This is a genomic window from Comamonas sp. FUJ_7, from assembly GCF_057369555.1.
Map to the genome: position 1 here is coordinate 147,801 of NZ_JBXXZI010000009.1, position 16,858 is coordinate 164,658.

At 61.1% G+C, this 16,858-nt stretch carries 16 protein-coding genes and 1 pseudogene; 11 read left to right on the forward strand and 6 right to left on the reverse strand.

Annotated elements, in window-relative coordinates:
• Nucleotides 1-156: 156 nt before the first annotated feature.
• Together AC2I9W_RS14515 and AC2I9W_RS14520 are read left to right on the forward strand one after the other, a co-directional pair.
• Nucleotides 157-501 carry a hypothetical protein gene (locus AC2I9W_RS14515; RefSeq protein ID WP_486410631.1) on the forward strand — a complete coding sequence of 115 codons (345 nt, stop codon included), beginning with the start codon at nt 157-159 and terminating at the stop codon, nt 499-501.
• Nucleotides 502-548: 47 nt separating this feature from the next.
• Nucleotides 549-1,244: a hypothetical protein gene (locus AC2I9W_RS14520; RefSeq protein WP_486410632.1), complete on the forward strand. Its 696-nt coding sequence runs from the start codon at nt 549-551 to the stop codon at nt 1,242-1,244.
• 28 nt (nt 1,245-1,272) lie between these two features.
• Here the strand turns inward: AC2I9W_RS14520 and AC2I9W_RS14525 are convergent.
• Nucleotides 1,273-2,103: pseudogene (locus tag AC2I9W_RS14525) on the reverse strand (urease accessory protein UreD).
• A 169-nt stretch (nt 2,104-2,272) separates the two neighbouring features.
• Here AC2I9W_RS14525 and AC2I9W_RS14530 point away from each other — a divergent pair.
• Both AC2I9W_RS14530 and AC2I9W_RS14535 read left to right on the forward strand, forming a co-directional pair.
• The gene (locus AC2I9W_RS14530; RefSeq protein WP_486410633.1) at nt 2,273-3,343 is read left to right on the forward strand and encodes a tripartite tricarboxylate transporter substrate binding protein; all 1,071 of its coding nucleotides are present in this window, start codon (nt 2,273-2,275) and stop codon (nt 3,341-3,343) included.
• A gap of 24 nt (nt 3,344-3,367) precedes the next feature.
• On the forward strand, nt 3,368-4,357 hold the full coding sequence (locus tag AC2I9W_RS14535; protein WP_486410634.1) for a TauD/TfdA dioxygenase family protein: 990 nt from the start codon (nt 3,368-3,370) through the stop codon (nt 4,355-4,357).
• 95 nt (nt 4,358-4,452) lie between these two features.
• Here AC2I9W_RS14535 and AC2I9W_RS14540 read toward each other — a convergent pair whose 3' ends face one another.
• Nucleotides 4,453-4,971 (reverse strand): gamma-glutamylcyclotransferase family protein, encoded by a 519-nt coding sequence (locus AC2I9W_RS14540; protein WP_486410635.1) that lies wholly within the window; start codon nt 4,969-4,971, stop codon nt 4,453-4,455.
• Nucleotides 4,972-5,683: 712 nt separating this feature from the next.
• Between AC2I9W_RS14540 and AC2I9W_RS14545 the strand changes: the two genes are divergently transcribed.
• Nucleotides 5,684-6,199, forward strand: coding sequence for a GNAT family N-acetyltransferase (locus tag AC2I9W_RS14545; RefSeq protein WP_486410636.1), 516 nt, complete (start codon nt 5,684-5,686; stop codon nt 6,197-6,199).
• A gap of 219 nt (nt 6,200-6,418) precedes the next feature.
• Nucleotides 6,419-7,051: a hemerythrin domain-containing protein gene (locus tag AC2I9W_RS14550; protein ID WP_486410637.1), complete on the forward strand. Its 633-nt coding sequence runs from the start codon at nt 6,419-6,421 to the stop codon at nt 7,049-7,051.
• A gap of 107 nt (nt 7,052-7,158) precedes the next feature.
• On the opposite strand, the gene AC2I9W_RS14555 is transcribed toward AC2I9W_RS14550, so the two are convergent.
• On the reverse strand, nt 7,159-8,313 hold the full coding sequence (locus tag AC2I9W_RS14555; RefSeq protein WP_486410638.1) for a 3-deoxy-7-phosphoheptulonate synthase: 1,155 nt from the start codon (nt 8,311-8,313) through the stop codon (nt 7,159-7,161).
• Between the two features lie 163 nt (nt 8,314-8,476).
• Here AC2I9W_RS14555 and AC2I9W_RS14560 point away from each other — a divergent pair, with 163 nt between their 5' ends.
• Both AC2I9W_RS14560 and AC2I9W_RS14565 read left to right on the forward strand, forming a co-directional pair.
• On the forward strand, nt 8,477-10,051 hold the full coding sequence (locus tag AC2I9W_RS14560) for a phospholipase D-like domain-containing protein (protein WP_486410639.1): 1,575 nt from the start codon (nt 8,477-8,479) through the stop codon (nt 10,049-10,051).
• A 138-nt stretch (nt 10,052-10,189) separates the two neighbouring features.
• Nucleotides 10,190-10,993 carry an SDR family NAD(P)-dependent oxidoreductase gene (locus tag AC2I9W_RS14565; RefSeq protein ID WP_486410640.1) on the forward strand — a complete coding sequence of 268 codons (804 nt, stop codon included), beginning with the start codon at nt 10,190-10,192 and terminating at the stop codon, nt 10,991-10,993.
• Nucleotides 10,994-11,063: 70 nt separating this feature from the next.
• Here the strand turns inward: AC2I9W_RS14565 and AC2I9W_RS14570 are convergent, their stop codons facing one another.
• Nucleotides 11,064-11,555, reverse strand: coding sequence for a putative toxin-antitoxin system toxin component, PIN family (locus AC2I9W_RS14570; protein ID WP_486410641.1), 492 nt, complete (start codon nt 11,553-11,555; stop codon nt 11,064-11,066).
• Nucleotides 11,552-12,823 carry a THUMP domain-containing class I SAM-dependent RNA methyltransferase gene (locus AC2I9W_RS14575; protein ID WP_486410642.1) on the reverse strand — a complete coding sequence of 424 codons (1,272 nt, stop codon included), beginning with the start codon at nt 12,821-12,823 and terminating at the stop codon, nt 11,552-11,554. The genes AC2I9W_RS14570 and AC2I9W_RS14575 overlap by 4 nt, the downstream gene beginning before the upstream one ends.
• A 139-nt stretch (nt 12,824-12,962) precedes the next feature.
• Here AC2I9W_RS14575 and AC2I9W_RS14580 point away from each other — a divergent pair, with 139 nt between their 5' ends.
• The 3 genes from AC2I9W_RS14580 to AC2I9W_RS14590 all read left to right on the forward strand — a co-directional run bounded on the left by AC2I9W_RS14580 (nt 12,963) and on the right by AC2I9W_RS14590 (nt 15,170).
• A complete protein-coding gene (locus AC2I9W_RS14580; protein WP_486410643.1) occupies nt 12,963-13,301 on the forward strand; it encodes a tRNA-binding protein in 339 nt (112 codons plus the stop codon).
• A gap of 61 nt (nt 13,302-13,362) precedes the next feature.
• Nucleotides 13,363-14,115, forward strand: a complete 753-nt coding sequence (locus tag AC2I9W_RS14585; RefSeq protein WP_486410644.1) for an Arc family DNA-binding protein — start codon at nt 13,363-13,365, stop codon at nt 14,113-14,115.
• Nucleotides 14,116-14,243: 128 nt separating this feature from the next.
• Nucleotides 14,244-15,170 carry an aspartyl/asparaginyl beta-hydroxylase domain-containing protein gene (locus AC2I9W_RS14590; protein ID WP_486410645.1) on the forward strand — a complete coding sequence of 309 codons (927 nt, stop codon included), beginning with the start codon at nt 14,244-14,246 and terminating at the stop codon, nt 15,168-15,170.
• Nucleotides 15,171-15,237: 67 nt separating this feature from the next.
• Here AC2I9W_RS14590 and AC2I9W_RS14595 read toward each other — a convergent pair whose 3' ends face one another.
• On the reverse strand, nt 15,238-16,839 hold the full coding sequence (locus AC2I9W_RS14595; RefSeq protein ID WP_486410646.1) for an RNA polymerase factor sigma-54: 1,602 nt from the start codon (nt 16,837-16,839) through the stop codon (nt 15,238-15,240).
• Between the last annotated feature and the right edge of the window lie 19 nt (nt 16,840-16,858).

Below are 16,858 nucleotides of genomic sequence, written 5' to 3' on the forward strand. Positions count from 1 at the left end.
CCACCACCTGGCTGAGCCATGGCGCGCAAGCCATCTGGAGCGCCATGACTGGCACTCGCGCTGACGAGCGTTCGACCTGGCCGCTGGTGCTGGGCGGCGTCGCGGCCCTGGCGGGCCTGGTGGGGGCAGTCATCACTTTTCCGAATCAGGCCCGTCATGCGCCACGCGTTCGACAAGCTGCTGGGCTATGGCTCGACACGCGTAGAGATCACACTGCGCCAGGACGATGCCGCCACACGCCAAGCCCTGCTGGAGACGCTGCGCCCCTTCATGGAAATGGGCGAACGCGAGATCCGCTACCGTGTCTCCACGCGCCACGGCAGCTATACCGAGACCGACGAAGTGCCCAGATACTACCGCTTTGCGGACGGGCGCCTGGAGATCGCCACAGGCGGTGTGGTCGGCAACGACAGACTGTCCGTGATGCAGCCCGGCTTCAAGGCACTGGCGCAATTTTCCACAGCCGACTCTCCATCGACGCCAGTGTGGCGGCCACCGTAAACCTGGACAAAGCACGAATAGCCGCGGAGATGCTGCCGCGCACGGCCATGCTGGTCCAACGCGACGCAGCCAAGGACTGGTCAAGCGTGCTGCGTCCCGCCGCCCCGGCCCGTTGCCATCTGGAGGTGCAGGCGCTATTCTCCACGGATGCCTTCAGGCTGCTCATGTTCGCGGGCCGGGCCCCGGGCGAGGTCGAGATCCACACCGGCCCCGATACCGCCCTGCGCGACACGCAGTACCAACTGGTCGGCATGGGCTTGGTGCCGGGCAGCAACGGACGCTGCGTCAAGGAGCTGGAAACCGATGCCACCCGCATCTATGGTGTGCTGAGGCTGTTGCCGCCGGGCCTGAATCCCGATGTCATGGACTGCGATACCGCCCTGGGACGCATGAGCGACTCGGCCTTGGTGGCAGCCGCCATGCTGTCCACATTTCCCGGCTTAGAAGAACGCGTGAATGACATAGAGATCACGCCTTCAGACTCCTTCTCGCCCTGGCACAACCGGGGATGGACGGCCGTGCCGCCCGGTACGCGCGCGCAAGGCGGAACGCGAGCCGAGGCAGGTACGCACGCCTGCCCCCTGGAGCAGAACCGCCACACGCGCACCCTGATATCCATGGTCGAGGAGCACTGCACGGGACGCGAGCCGCAAAACGCCGGTGCCGCCTGCCCCCAACTGCGCGAACGCCTGAACTGGACCGAGGCCGAGCTGGCCCGATGCAGAAAACAGTTGGCGCGCTGAAACGGCGCCGAGGCCCGCGCAACAGCGATCACATGGACCAGATTCTCGGCGTGCCTCCCTGCAGGCTCCAGAGTTCTTTTCTCCAAAAACTCCACACTGTTTTACACAGCATCATCACATTCGACACCACAGGTTATGCACAGCACAGAACCAGCATGTTTTCATTGGGAACGGTGACACCGCTCAACACCGCCGGAGCGGCCTTGGCAAGCAGCTCCTGCGTGCCTTCCAGCAAGGCTTCGCGCTGATGGCGCGCCATGGCTGAGCCGCTGGCAAAGATCAGACTGCCCAGACAGCGATGCCCTGTCAGCCCCAGATCGCCGTTGAGCAGCAGTTCGTCCTGTGCATCGATCACGCCGCGCTCCAGAAAACGGCCCGGCCATTCGATGTGCTGCTCGAACCTGCCGCAGGTATAGGGCTGGTCCGCCAGCGGCAGGCCCAGCGCCGTCACATCCCAGGTCAGCAGTTGCGCGTCTTCGGCGAGGTCGAACTTCAGCTGGTTGACGGCATCGCAGGCGTTGTAGGCAATCGCCTCCAGCGGCAGCCACTCCAGCCTCGCACCGGGGTCCAGACGCAACCGGGTGCGTTGCATGGCCTGCTGCCCGTTGCTTTTGTAAAAGCGCGTGGCACCGAGCGTGGTGACCAGCGCATGCGCACCTTCTGCGACATGGACATCAATGTCCAGCACATCGCCGCCCACCAGCCCGCCCGGTGGGTGCACCAGCACGTTGCGACAGATGGCAGGACCTTCGGGATACAGACTTTTGAGGATGCGCAGCGGACCATCGTGCGTGAAATGCACCGAGGTCTTGCCGGCCTGCAGAGAATAGTTCAGCGCCAGTTGCGCATGCCAGGTCATTGTCTTTTTCGCCTCTTCAAGCAGGCCTGCCGCTCAGGCCCGGGTAGCTCAGCTCTTTTGCTTACTAACTCATGAAAATTCATTCGTTGCTGCATTGCAGCAGCGCTTCTAAAGTTCCAGTCAAGCCATGCCAACAGAGCGCATGGCGACTGACTTCAGGAGGTTTTTCATGTCTGCCAGCACGGCCCATTCATCACGCACTCACCAGACCCTGGCCCCTTGGCTGACATCGGTGGCGATGATGTGCTGCAGCATGCTGGGCAGCGCCGCCAGCGCACAAACGCAGCCGGCAAGCGCCACCGCCTGGAAGCCCAGTAAATCCACGGAATTCATCGTCCCCAGCGGTGCGGGCGCAGCACTGGATGTGGCTGCCCGCAAGCTCACCGAGCTGCTGGCACGCGATGGTTATGCGCCTCAGTTTGTGGTGAGCAACAAATCCGGCGCGCACTCCATTGCGGCACTGGAGAGCCTGCACCGCCGCCCCGGCGATGCACACACGCTGATGACTCTGAGTACCAGCTATGGCAACAGTCTGGCGCAGAACGCATTGCCCACTCATCTGCAAAAAGGCACGCCGCTGGTCACCTTGTTTCGAGAATTCACCACCGTCGTCGTGCGCGCCGACTCACCGCTGCGCAGCGCTCAGGATCTGATCGCCGAGTTGCGCAAGGAGCCCGAGAAATACGCCATCGGCATTGCCACCACACTGGGTAACCATATCCACCTCGGCATCGCCCAGCCGCTGCAGCAAAGTGGCGTCAACATTCAGAAGCTGCGCATTGTTCCTTACAAGTCCTCGGCGGAATCCATGGTGGCACTGGCGGGCGGGCACCTGGATGTGGTCTCGGCCACCACACCGAATCTGCTGCCCTATCTGCAATCCGGTCGCGTGCGGGTGCTGGCGATTGCCTCCGACAAGCGACTCGACGGCGCTTTCGCACAGGCGCCGACCTGGAAAGAGCAAGGCATTGACTACGTCAGCGACTCGTTTCAGGGCGTGATGAGCGCCCCAGGCATCAGTGCAGCCCAGCAAGCCTACTGGGTCCATGCCTTGCGCAAGGTTTCAGAGACCTCTGAGTGGAAAGCGTTCATGGCACTGAACCAGTGGGAGCCCTTCTTTCTGGGTCCCCAGGAAACAGCTACTGCACTCAACACCCAAGTCACCCGCAGCCACGCCCTGCTGACCGAACTGGGCTTGCTGCCCAACACCCCACCATTACGCACTGCCCAAGCCCGCTAACGCCCGCACTTACCGGAGAACACCATGAACATGCCTCTGCCCCACGCCCCCACACAACGCCTGGACGAACAACTGAGCGCCGCGCAAAGTGCCACGCCACATATCCGCATCAGCCCGCAATCGGCTCACATCGGCGCACTGATTGGCGGCGTCCATCTGCAGCAGCCGCTGAGCGCTGCGGAAGTTCACACCATCCGCTCAGCCCTGCTGCGCTGGAAGGTGGTTTTCTTCCGCGATCAACACCTGAGCCATGAGCAGCATCTGGCTTTTTCTCGCCAGTTCGGCCAGCTGACTCCAGGCCATCCGGTGTTTGGTCATGTAGAGGGCTATCCCGAGCTGTACTCGATTGCCAAGCATCGCAAAGCCAACAGCCACAACGGCCAGGCCGAGCAGCGCCCGTGGACAGGCTGGCACGCCGATGTGACGGCTGCACACAACCCGCCTGCGGCATCCATTCTGCGCGGCGTGACGATTCCGCCTTATGGGGGCGACACACAGTGGACCAATCTGGCCGCCGCCTATGAGGCACTGTCCAAACCCTTGCAAGCGTTTTTGCAAGGCCTGCGCGGCGAGCACCGCTTCAGCCCTCCGCAGGGCGCAACGGCCTCGCCGGAATACCTTGCCCTGGTCAAAGACAACACGCTGATCAGCGAGCACCCGCTGGTGACCATTCACCCCGAGACCGGTGAAAAAGTGCTCTACATCAGCCCCGGTTTTCTCAAATCCATCGTCGGGCTGAACACCCGCGAGTCACGTGTGCTGCTAGAGCTGCTGTGGGAGCATGCAGTTGCCAGCGAGTTCACCGTGCGTTTCAAATGGGAGCCCGGCTCCATCGCCTTCTGGGACAACCGGTCCACGGCGCATGTGGCACCGCAGGATATTTTTGCGCTGGAATTTGACCGTCAGCTCTATCGCACAACGCTGGTCGGAGAGGTGCCGCAAGGCGCAGATGGCCGCGCAAGCACCGCCATACAGGGCAATCCGGTACTGGCTGCGCACAGCGCCGCCTACTGAGTCAGTCAGGAAGGAAGGAAGGAAGGAATGAGGAGCCTGAGGCCTGAAATGTCTATTCAGGCTTCTTTCTGACAGCACACGGCAGCGCCTGCACCTTAGGGTTTGCCATCACCCTGGCTGTTGAGGGCAAACGCTTTTTCAGGATATGTCAGCCCCTTGGCTTCAAACCATTGCAGCCAGTCATGTGTCGCAATCTGCGGTGCATGTTGCACCGTCGCTGGCAAAGCTTCGTATACCAGCACAGTCAACACTTGCTGAGCACCCCCACTCAGATTCACAGTCAGCGTCAGCAGACGCTTGCGGTACTCACCCAGATCTTCAGGCCATAGGCCCTCGATGCGATCCATGGCCTTTTCCAGCGCGGCATCCATGGCATAGACCTCGGCCAGCACAGGCTGCTGACCATCAAGCGTCAAGCCCGGATACCAGCCCAGATCATGCAAACGACCACGGAGCAAGGTTGTTCCGCAGCAGGCCAAGCCTGGCTGAAGGCGCGCAATGTCATTGATACCACCTGCCCGCAAAGTGCCATACACCGCCACGTAAGCCGCCCCGCAGGCTTGCCAGCCAGTGGTGTCTTGTATGGACACGGATGTATTCAAAGAGTCCGTCATGCTGCCTCAAACCTTTCAGTTTCCAAGACTGCAAAGCATGCAAGAAATGCGCCAGCCTCAGCGGACTCACCAGAGTACAGACGAAATACAGACAAAAAAAGCCGCCTCAGTCGGCGGCTCAGCTTTCAAACCAGCTTGATTACTGGTTAGCCAGATCCAGGTGGAACTCGCGAGCTTCTTGGATGAACTCAATCAGGGAGTTGATAGCTTGGCGCATGATGAACTTTCTTTGAAATCAAGAGATGCACTTCAAGCGATGGACAGCACGCATCTCATGTACTGTCATTCGCGGTCAAATCAGAGGGTTTGACCTTAAGGGTTATCCCTTGGTTCTAAGTATAAACCACAGGTTCCATTTTTGCAAAGCACATCTTGCGCGAGACCAGTCAGTACCGCACCGATGAAGCATCAGAGTACGCACTCACGCACGTTAAAAATGCTTGCAACCCCACATTTGCGGGATTCCTGCAGGATATAGTCCTTGAAACGCTGTACTTTTTACCAGTGCTGCACCGAATCAGCACGCTGACTGCTACGCTATGGGCTGTTGACAATATTTGTGGCGGGCTTGCAACTCCCGCTGGTGGAAAGTGGAAATGGCGCGAGATTGTGGTTTGCAGCAGATAGATGAGCGCAGGCTCCATCGAATGAATGCCGTCACACAACCCGGCGGTCATGCCACGCCCTCCCTTGGCCGGCAAAGGGGGAATGCATGAGCTCCTCGCTGACCGGCTCGAGCACGCCCGCCTCCTGGCACATCACCACCATGAACCCGGCCGAGGCCCCCTGGCACTTGCTGCTGCTGGCCGACCCTTCCCGTGAGCGGGTCAAGCGCTACCTGCCCGGCTCGACCTGTTTTGCCGCGCGCCAGACGGCCCACTTCACCCCCAGCGGTCTGGGAACACTGATTGGCGTGTGCGTGCTGACGCCTGAAGACGATGGCCGCCGCAAGTGGGAGCTGATGAACATGGCCGTGGCCACAGCCTGGCAACGCAACGGCATTGGCTCGGCATTGTTGAACCACGTCATCCGCGCCATGCGCGCGCGTGGCGTGCAGCAGCTGGAAGTGGGCACGGGCAGCTTTGGCGATCAGTTGCTCTTCTACCAGCGCCTGGGCTTTCGCGTCACCGATATCGAGCGCGACTTCTTCCTGCAAAACTACACCACCCCGCTGTGGGAGCGCGGTGTGCAGCACAAGGACATGCTCAAGCTGACGCTGGACCTTTGAAAAGATAGCGCGTGGCGCTTGTCAGTCAACAAATCTGCACTGATTTCATGCTGATTTTCAAACCAGACAAGCGAGTCCAGCTCATATTTTCAAAGCAAGCAAGGATGGCTTGGCATTGCATACGCCTCTTTCCTACGTGCATTGCCAACCGAGATCCAGGCGCTGCCACGCTGCTTTTGGCTACAAGAGGGTTCGACTTGAATAACAGGAGAACCATCGATGACGGCCTCACAGTCCAGCGCAAAGAGCAGCACTCCTCGCAAGCAACCGGCCCCGGCCAAGACGGCTATGAAAGCCGCCACGGCCCGCGCCAAGAAGCTCGCCCCGGCCGTTGCTGCGCAGATCGGCAGCACGCCGCGCACTTCATTTCGTGGCAACCCCGACATCTTCGGCCGGCTGGTCGAAGACCATGACCACCACCGCGCACTGCTGGCCATGATTTCCAGCACCAAGGCGGGCAGCAGCGAGCGCAAAAAGCTGTTCAAGGAGCTGTACAAAGAACTGAGCAGCCACGCCGCCGCCGAGGAGCAGGCGCTGTGGTCCAGCGTCATGCGCAACCCCAAGACCACACCCGACGCACGCCATGCCGTGGCCGAGCACAAGGAGATCGACACCATGCTGGCCGACCTGGCCGCACGCGACATGGCCAGCCCGGCCTGGCTGCGCCGCTTTTCCAAGCTGCACGAGGAGTACCTGCACCATATCGGCGAGGAAGAGCAACAGCAGTTTGTGGCGGCCCAGAAACATCTGACGCCCACCGACATTCGCTATATGCAGCAGGTCTTCAACCGCCGCAAGCGCGAGGAGAAAGCGGCGGTCAAAGTGGTCAAGAAGATCAAGCTCAAAACCTGAAGATCCGCCCTGCGCCAGCAGGCCCTGGCGCAGAGGTCACACCAGTCAAAAAAGAGGTGTCATGGATTCCCAGGCACCTCTTTTTCAACACATGGCTACGCTGATGCTCAGGCCTTCTTGGCGTGGCTGGCGCGGCGCGTGCGCACGGCCTGCGCCAGCTGCTGCAGCACAGGCACGGTCTGCTCCATGCTGATGCAGGCATCGGTCAGAGAGACGCCGTACTCCAACTCCTGGCCTTCCACGATGTCCTGGCGGCCTTCGTGAATATGGCTCTCGATCATCACGCCGGTGATGCGTGCATCGCCGCCTGCCACCTGCTGGGCCACATCGGCCGCCACATCGATCTGGCGACGGTGCTGCTTGCTGCTGTTGGCGTGGGAGAGGTCGATCATCACCTGCGGGCGCAGGCCCGCTTTTTCCAGCATCTCGCACGCGGACTGCACATGGGCTGCGTCGTAATTGGGCGCCTTGCCGCCACGCAGAATTACGTGGCAGTCCTGATTGCCACGCGTCTCAAAAATGGCGCTCTGGCCCATCTTGGTCATGCCCATGAAGGCATGTGAAGACTGCGCCGCCAAAATGGCATCGCTGGCCACCTTGACGCCACCGTCGGTGCCGTTCTTGAAGCCTACGGGGCAGCTCAGCCCACTTGCCAGCTGACGGTGGCTCTGGCTCTCCGTGGTGCGCGCGCCAATCGCGCCCCAGCTGACCAGATCGCTGATGAACTGCGGCGACAGCAGGTCGAGAAATTCCGTGCCCACCGGCAGGCCCAGCGCCAGCACATCGAGCAGCAGACGACGCGCCAGCTCCAGCCCTTCGTTGATGGCAAAGCTGCCGTCGCGATAGGGGTCGTTGATATAGCCCTTCCAGCCCACGGTGGTGCGTGGCTTCTCGAAGTACACGCGCATCACGATCAGCAGATCGTCCTTAAGCGCATCGGCTTGCACCTTGAGTTGGCGTGCATAGTCCATGGCCTGCTCGTGATCGTGAATCGAGCAAGGGCCGACCACCACCACCAGCCGGTCATCCTGAGCATGAAGCACGCGCGAGATGGCCGCGCGACTGGACTCCACCAGCGCATGGGCTTCCTCGGTCACCGGCAACCACTCTTCGAGCAAGGCCGGGGTGAGCAAGGGGCGCACGATCTTGATGCGCGTGTCATCAATGCGCGTCTTGTCCAGCGTGGTCAGCTTGGGCGAGGCAGGCACCGCCTTGCGGGTAGCGGCGGCAGAGGGAGGCAAAGGCGTCGAGGATGAGGTCATCCCGCTATTGTCGCGCCGAGCACGCTCACCGTGGACCACTGGGCTTTATTGGCCGCACGTCATCGGCTGTCGGACAGCTCCCATCGCCAGCTCAGCGCTCCTTCCTCAAGCCCCTGAAAGCCTTTGCCTTAGGATAAACAGCCTCAAGTTGTATGGAGTGGTGATGAAGCTCATCAAATGGGGAGTGCTGGGCGTCTTGCTGTTCATGCTGCTGTCCTCACTGGTGCTCTGGTCCTGGGGCAAGTTTGCCAAGCGCGCCATGGGCGAGCCCAGCTACGCTCTGCCCGTACAGCCGGAGCAGACGGATATGGACCGGTGGATTGCTCCCATGCTGGCGCAGCACCCTCAGCAAACCGGCGTCAGTCTGGTGTCTGACAACCTCAAGGCCTTTGCCGTCCGTGCCCTCACCGCTCAGCAATCGCAGCGCAGCATCGATGTGCAGTACTACCTCTGGCATGACGACCTGACCGGTCGCATGCTCAAGGACGAGCTGCTGCAGGCCGCCGAGCGCGGCGTGCGTGTACGCATGCTGATCGACGACATGAACGGCATGGGCATTGACGACAGCCTGGTCGCCATGGCCAGCCATCCCAACATCGAAGTACGCCTGTTCAACCCGGCTCGCAACCGCAACACCATTTTGCTGCGCGCCCTGGAGATGGGTTTGCGCGTCTTCAGCTTCAGCCGCCGCATGCACAACAAGGCATGGATTGTGGATGGGCGACTGGCCATTGTGGGAGGGCGCAACATTGGCAATGAATACTTTGATGCCGCCCAGGTCAACTTTCACGACGCCGATCTGGTCCTGCTGGGCACAGGCGTAGAGCAGACCAGCACCATCTTTGACAGTTTCTGGAACAGTGATGCAGTCATCCCCATCACGGCCTTGCGAGCCCCTCTTTCCGCTCAGGAGCTGGAGACCTATGCCCAGCAGCGCGAAGCCTGGCGTAACACCGTGCAAGACTCGCCTTATGTGCAGGCCATGAACAATCGGCTGAACGACCCGCAGGCCTTGTTTGCCCAGCTTCGCCACCACTGGGTGGACAAGCTGCAGGTGCTGTCCGACCCGCCCGCCAAGGCTACCCCTGTCGCCCGCGACCGGGATGCCAAAAGCTGGCTCACCTTTGACATCCTGCAAACCCTGTTCACGGCCCGCCAGTCCATGTGGGTCATCTCTCCGTACTTTGTGCCGGGGAACACGGGCGTCACCCTGTTTGCGGGCATGGCAGCTCGTGGCGTCAACGTGAACATCATGAGCAACTCTCTTGCCGCCAACGATGTGCCGATGGTGCACTCCGGCTACGCCCCCTACCGCAAGCCTTTGCTGGAGGCCGGCGTGAAGCTTTGGGAGCTCAAGCCCGATGCCCGTGTTGAGAAATCCGGTCTGGGCGACAGCGGCATGCTGGGCAGCAGCGGTGCCAGCTTGCACACCAAGGCCTTTGTCGTCGATGGGCTCCGTGGCTTTGTCGGCTCCTTCAACTTTGACCCGCGCTCGGCAGCGCTGAACACCGAGATGGGCGTGCTCTTCGAGCATCCTGAGCTGGCACACGATGTGCAGGAAGTTTTCTCGCAAGCCAAGCAGCCCCACAGCAGCTATGTGCTGCGCCTTGAAAACGGCGAGCTGCGCTGGGATGACAAAGCCGCCGACCAGGTCTGGGAGCATGAACCCAACACCACCTGGCCCAAGCGCGCCCTGACCCGCATACTGGGCTGGCTGCCTCTGGAATCCCAGCTGTAATGGACCTGCACAGATTGCCTGCCGCAGCTTTCAGCAGCGCTCGGTCTCTCTGGTCATCGCCTCGTCCAAGTCAACGATGCTGACAATCTTCCACCCCCGCAAAGTGGATCGTCATGAATCATAAGGAGAGCCAAGGAGATGAACCGCTTACAAGACCGTGTTGCGCTGATTACCGGCGCTGCTGCAGGCATTGGCAAAGGCGTAGCACGCCGCTTTGCCGCCGAAGGTGCCAGCCTCTGGCTGGCCGATATCAATATCGCAGCCGGCGAAGCCACCGCCGAAGAGATCCGCACCGAGTTCGGTGTTGAAGTGAACTTTGCCCCCGCCGATGTCAGCCAGCATGCGGCCGTGCTGGCCATGGTGGACGGAGCCCAGGCCCGCTTTGGACGCGTGGACATTCTGGTCAACAACGCCTGGGGCCGCCGCCCTGGCAGTGCACCCGGCTTTGCCAAGGTCGAAACCCTGAGCGATATCGATGCCGACTGGGCCTGGCGCATAGGCACGCAATCGGCCCTGTGGGCCATGCAAGCCGTCTTCCCCGGCATGAAGGAGCGCGGCTGGGGCCGGGTCATCAATATGTGCTCACTCAACGGCGTCAACGCCCACCCCTATTCGGTGGACTACAACATGGCCAAGGAAGCGTTGCGCACCCTCACCCGCTCCGCCGCCCGCGAATGGGCGGCCTTTGGCATCTGCTGCAACGCCATCTGCCCCGGTGCGGCCACCGAAGCCTACAAAAAATTCGCCACCGCCCAGCCCGAAAACGCCGCCGACATGCTGCGACTGAACCCCATGGGCTATATGGGCGACCCCGAGCGAGACATCGGCGGCGCAGCGCTATTCCTGGCCAGCGAAGACTGCCGCTATGTGACGGGCAACACGCTGTTTGTCGACGGCGGCAGCCATATCAATGGCATTCCGTGGCTACCCAAGCAGAAATAAACACCACCAACAAAAGAGCGCCCAGCGCTTGATGGACAAGCGCTGGCCGCTCTTTTTAATGAAGAAAGAATCAGGCTTCGGCCAGAGTCTCTTCCAGCACCACCACATTTCCCACCGTCGCGCCGTAATGCGTTGCGACGCGCTTGCGCTGCTTGAGGACGGCGCGGTCTTTGCTGACCAGCACGGCCTTGTGCAGACTGGCCAGGTCGAGAAAATGCTGGTCGTCGGGGTCGGTGCAGGTAAAACGGATTTTGGGCGCTGCGGGCACATATTCCACCGCAGCGTCAAAAGCGGCCATCACGCCCTCGGCAGTCTTGCCATAGAAGCTGACGCGCGGGGCGATTTGGCTGTAGTGCAGCACACGGCCCAGCTCGATGCGCTGGGCTTCGTCGGCGATCCAGCGCACCTCGCCACGGGCAACCAGCTCGCGGATGGTGGGGATATCCGGGTCGTCAAAGATCAGCATGTCCAGCACCACATTGGTGTCCAGAATCATGGGGCGCGGCAACGGGCCGTCGTAGCCGGCGTTACAGGCCGGCCAGCGCAGGGGGGCGATCTTCATGCCTCGCTGCCCTCGGCGGGCTTGCGAGGCTTGACCGCACCCTTGATCATGTCGAAGCGGAACAGACGACATTCGATGGGTCCGTTCCACATGGGCGTGCGGCGCGATTCCTTGAGGCGCATCTTGCCGGGCAGCTTGAGGTCAGGTGTGAGCATATAGGCGCTCCAGCCGCTGTAATTCTTCTTCCAGTGGCTTGCCAGCTGATTGAAAAATTCACCGCCGTCTTCGGTCTGCGCGGTTTCGCGGCCTGCACGTTCGACCTGGCCCATGCGCTCTGCGGCATTGCGACCCGATGCCCCGGCAGCTGCAATACGCTCGCCATAGGGTGGGTTCAAAATCATCATGCCGGGTTGATCGCAAGGCGGCATGCGCTGCAGGGCATCGCCACCGCGCAGGTTGACGGTGTCGGCCACGCCGGCACGTTCGGCATTGCGCTGGGCAAAGTCCACCATGCGGAAGGCGATGTCCGAGCCGTAGATGCCCACCGGCGACTTGGGCAGGATGGCGGCCTCGGCCTCATCCAGCATGGCTTCCCACACATGGCGCTGGAAGGGCACCAGCTTCTCGAACGCAAAGCGGCGCAGGATACCGGCCGGAATCCTGCGCGCAATCTGCGCAGCTTCAATCACCACGGTGCCGCTGCCACAGCAAGGGTCGTACAGCGGCTGGGGATTGTCACCATGCGGGTTCCAGCCCGAGGCGGCAATCATGGCTGCGGCCAGCGTTTCCTTGAGCGGGGCATCGCCCTTGTCCTCACGCCAGCCGCGCTTGAACAGCGCCTCGCCCGAGGTGTCGATATAGATGGTCGCGCCGTCCGTGGTCAGGTGCAGGTGCACGCGCACATCGGGGTGGTGCGTCTCCACACTGGGGCGCACGCCGTTGCGCTTGGCGCGGAAGCGGTCGGCAATCGCGTCCTTGACCTTGAGGGCGGCAAAGTTCAGGCTGGTCAGCGGGCTGTGCTGGGCCGTGACTTCAATCTTGAAAGTCTCCTTGGGCGAGAACCAGATCTCCCACGCCACCTCGCTGGCAGCGCGGTACAGGTCGTTCTCGCTGCGGTACATGGTGTGCGAGAGCTCGATCAGCACTCGCTGCGCCAGGCGGCTGTGCAGATTGAGCAGCATGGCATCGCGCCACATGCCGCGCAGCATGACACCACCGCGGCCCACGAGCAGGTCTTGCCCGGTGGCGCCGGTGATGGCGTGGACTTCGTCGGCCAAAAAGCCCTCTACGCCGGCGGCGCAGGGCAAAAACAGATGCAGTTGGTTCATAGCAATTCGGTGCGCAATCGCTGCGCGCAGGGCCCGAGCATACGCGCTAGGCCTTTTCCAGTGCCTGCGCACGACAAGCGTTTCTCTACAGATTCATCTCTGGGCAAGGGCATGATGCCCTGCCAAGGAGACCCAAAACATGGAAGAAATCAGCTGGAACGACTTCATGAAGGTAGAGCTGCGCGTAGGCCGCGTACTGCAGGCCGAGGTTTTTGCCGAGGCCCGCAAGCCCGCCTACAAGCTGCTGGTGGACTTTGGCCCGGAGATCGGCCAGCGCAAGTCCAGCGCGCAGATCACCGAGCATTACCAGCCCGAAGAGCTGGTAGGCCGACTGGTGGTGGCCGTGGTCAATTTTCCGAAAAAACAGATTGGCCCGTTAATGAGCGAATGTCTGGTCACCGGCTTTCACGACGCCGATGGCGCCGTAGCCCTGTGCATACCCGACAAGGAGGTGCCGCTGGGCACACGCCTGCTGTAGCAGGCCCCTGTTCTGGCGGCCTTTATATAATTCGCCGCGATATCAATTACGAGAGATCGCCATGGCTTTTGCCGGAGTTGGACTGCACGTCATCATTGCCCTGTTCTTTGCCGTGCATGCGGTGCGCACGGGGCAGAACAACTACTGGCTGTTCATTCTGCTGGCCTTTCCCTTTCTGGGCAGTGTGGTCTATGCGCTTGCCATCTACCTGCCCAACTCACGGCTGGAGCGTGGTGCGCGCCAGCTGGCCCGGCAGGCCGTCAAGTCGCTGGACCCCACCCGCGATCTGCGTGACGCGCAGGCGGCGTTTGACTACTCGGCTACGGCCCAAAACGAAATTCGTCTAGCGCAAGCCATGCTGGAAGCTGGCCAGCCCCTGCAAGCCTTGCAGCACTTCGAGGCCAGCATGAAAGGCCCGTTTGCCAACGACCTGGAAATCCGCTGGGGCGCAGCACGTGCAGCTTTTGATGCAGGCCAGCCACAAGCCGCGCTGCAGCACCTCAAAGTCATTGCCCAGACCGATATCCACTACCGTGCGGACGAAGTGGGCCTGCTGATTGCCAGAGCCTACGCTGCGCAGGGCGACAACGCCATGGCGCGCCAGTCCTTCGAGTTTCTGCGTGAACGCTCGAGCAGCTTTGAGGTACTGGCCGAGTACGCCATCTGGTGCACCGAATCAGGCGACTGGGGCACCGCACAGCGCCTGAAGAACGAACTGGACAAAGCCCAGACCCACTGGAGCAGCCACCAGCGCAGCCTGAACCGCGAACTGCTGCAGCGTGTGCAATCTGCTTTTACTCAAAAATCACAATAAAAGCAGCCTCTAGCTCTTATTCAAGAAGCGCTGAAAGCTATCAATTTCAAAGTACATCAAAGGCTTCTGCACTGCCGTTTGACCTGAGCCATGACCTGTTTGAAGTGGCCCCGGTAAAATTGCAACCTATGGCAAAAATCATCGTTCTGGCCCTGGTGCTCATGTTCTTCGGCTGCGCGCTGTACATGCACCTGCGCGGCAAGGTGCGTCACAAAGTGGTCAAGCAATTGTTTGACCACTCCACGTTCACAGCGCCATTCAACGTCTTCATGCTGATGTTCAGCAAGGTGCCACGCACGCCCTACCTGCCCACCAGCACCTTCCCCGAGCTGGCCCCGCTGCAGGCCAACTGGCGCGAAATCCGCGAGGAAGCCGTCAATCTGCAAAAGAACATGCAGATCAAGGCCGCCGCCAACAACGACGATGCAGGCTTCAACTCCTTCTTCAAAACCGGCTGGAAGCGCTTTTATCTGAAGTGGTACGGCGATGCCCACCCCTCGGCCATGGAGCTGTGCCCCAAGACCACGGCGCTGGTCAAATCCATCCCCAGCGTGAAAGCCGCCATGTTTGCCGAGCTGCCCCCCGGCGCCAAACTCAATCTGCACCGCGACCCCTATGCCGGATCACTGCGCTACCACCTGGCTGTGCTGGCACCCAATGACGACCGCTGCATGATCGAAGTCGACGGCACGCCCTACAGCTGGCGCGAAGGCGAAGGCGTGATCTTTGACGAGACCTATATGCATTGGGCCGAAAACCGCTCTGAAGGCAACCGCATCGTGCTGTTTTGCGATGTGGAGCGCCCCATGACCAATGGCTTTGCCCAGTGGCTCAACCACTGGCTGGGCAAGAATGTAGTGGCCGCCGCCAGCTCCCCAAATAGCGAGGGCGACCCTCGCGGCATGATCAGCAAGCTGTTCAAGGTTTCGTTCTACATGGGCAAGTACCGCCGCAAGTTCCGCGACTGGAATCCGACCTTCTACAAGATTTTGAAGTTTGGCTTGATGATTGCAGTTCTGGCGCTATTCATCTGGTGGCTGGTTCCCACGAAGTAAGGTCAAGCCAGACGCAACAAAAAAGCCGCTGTGCATTGCATCAGCGGCTTTCTTGTTTACAGCGTATTTACAGTGCCTTGCGCAACGTAGTCGTTGGTATCTTGAGCTGCTCGCGGTATTTGGCCACGGTGCGACGCGCGCATTCGATGCCTTGCTCCTTGAGCATGTCGGCCAGCTTGGCATCCGACAGCGGCTTTTTCGGGTTCTCGGCATCGACAAACTGCTTGATCAGCGCACGCACGGCCGTGCTCGAGGCACTGCCGCCGGTTTCCGTGCCCAGACCCGAGCCAAAAAAGTATTTGAGCTCGAACGTGCCTTGCGGCGTGGCCATGTACTTGGCCGTGGTCACGCGGCTGATGGTGGATTCGTGCAGGCCCAGCTGATCGGCAATGTCGCGCAGCACCAGCGGGCGCATGGCCAGTTCACCATGCACAAAGAAGTTTTTCTGCCGCTCCACGATGGCTTCGGACACCCGCAAGATGGTGTCGAAGCGCTGCTGAATGTTCTTGATCAACCAGCGCGCCTCCTGCAAGCGCTGCTGCAGCGCAGCATGTCCTTCGCTGCCTTTGTGACGGCGCAGCACGCTGGCGTAGATGTCATGTACACGCAGCTTGGGCATGACTTCGGGATTGAGCTGCACCGAAAAGTCCACCCGGCCCGAGCTGGCTCGCACCGGGCGCACGATGACATCGGGCACCACGATATTGCGCTCCACGTCGACAAAGCGCCGACCCGGTCGCGGCTCAAGGCGGGCGATCAGCGTGATGGCCTCGCGCAGCTGCTCTTCGCGAGCGCCGCACAGGCTGGCAAGCTTGCGCAAATCGCGCCGCGCCAGCAGGTCCATGGGCTGGGCACAGATGGACTGCGCCAGCAGCAGGCGGCTCATATGGGCCGCTGTCGTGCCCTCGTCCTCGGCTTCCCGAATCAGATCGCGCAGCTGCAGCTGCAGACACTCGGCCAGATCGCGTGCCCCCACGCCCACGGGCTCCAGGCTTTGCAGCAGCTTGAGCGCAATGGCAAAGTGCTGCTCCAGCTCTTCGCGCTCTTCTAGGTCGTCGCCCGCCAGACTTTGCGCCAGCTCTTGCAATGACTCTTCGAGATAGCCGTCGTCGCTGAGCGACTCGATGAGAAAGCGCAGCGCCGCCGTATCTGCCGCGCCCAGATGCAAACTCAGCGCCTGGTGGTGCAAAAAGTCGGTCAGGCTCTGGTGTTCGCGTGCGAGATCGATGGCATCGGTCTCGTCATCGCCATCACGGTTGTGCGTGGAGCTGCGGACCGATGGCGCATCCCACTCGCTGCTGGACTCGCCGCCCCATTCGCCGTCCTGGCCGTCAATGCCGTCGGTTTCCCAGTTCAGGGTTTCGGGTGTCTCGAGGTTAAGAGCTTCCGCTACCGTTTCCGTAGCTGATTGCGCTTTCTGGAACTCATTATCAGCATGAATTCCATCTGAAGTACTGTATTCACCAGCGCTAGCCGCTATTTCTACAGGAGCATCAGCCGTGGTGTCTGCCTCGTCGCTTGCTCGCTCCAGAAAAGGGTTGTCGATCAACATCTGCTCGACTTCCTGTGCCAGCTCCAGTGTGGACAGCTGCAGCAGCTGAATCGATTGCTGCAGCTGCGGAGTCAGCGACAGGTGTTGCGATACGCGTAGCGACAGCCCTGGTTTCATCGTGGCGAGGCTCCCGCGC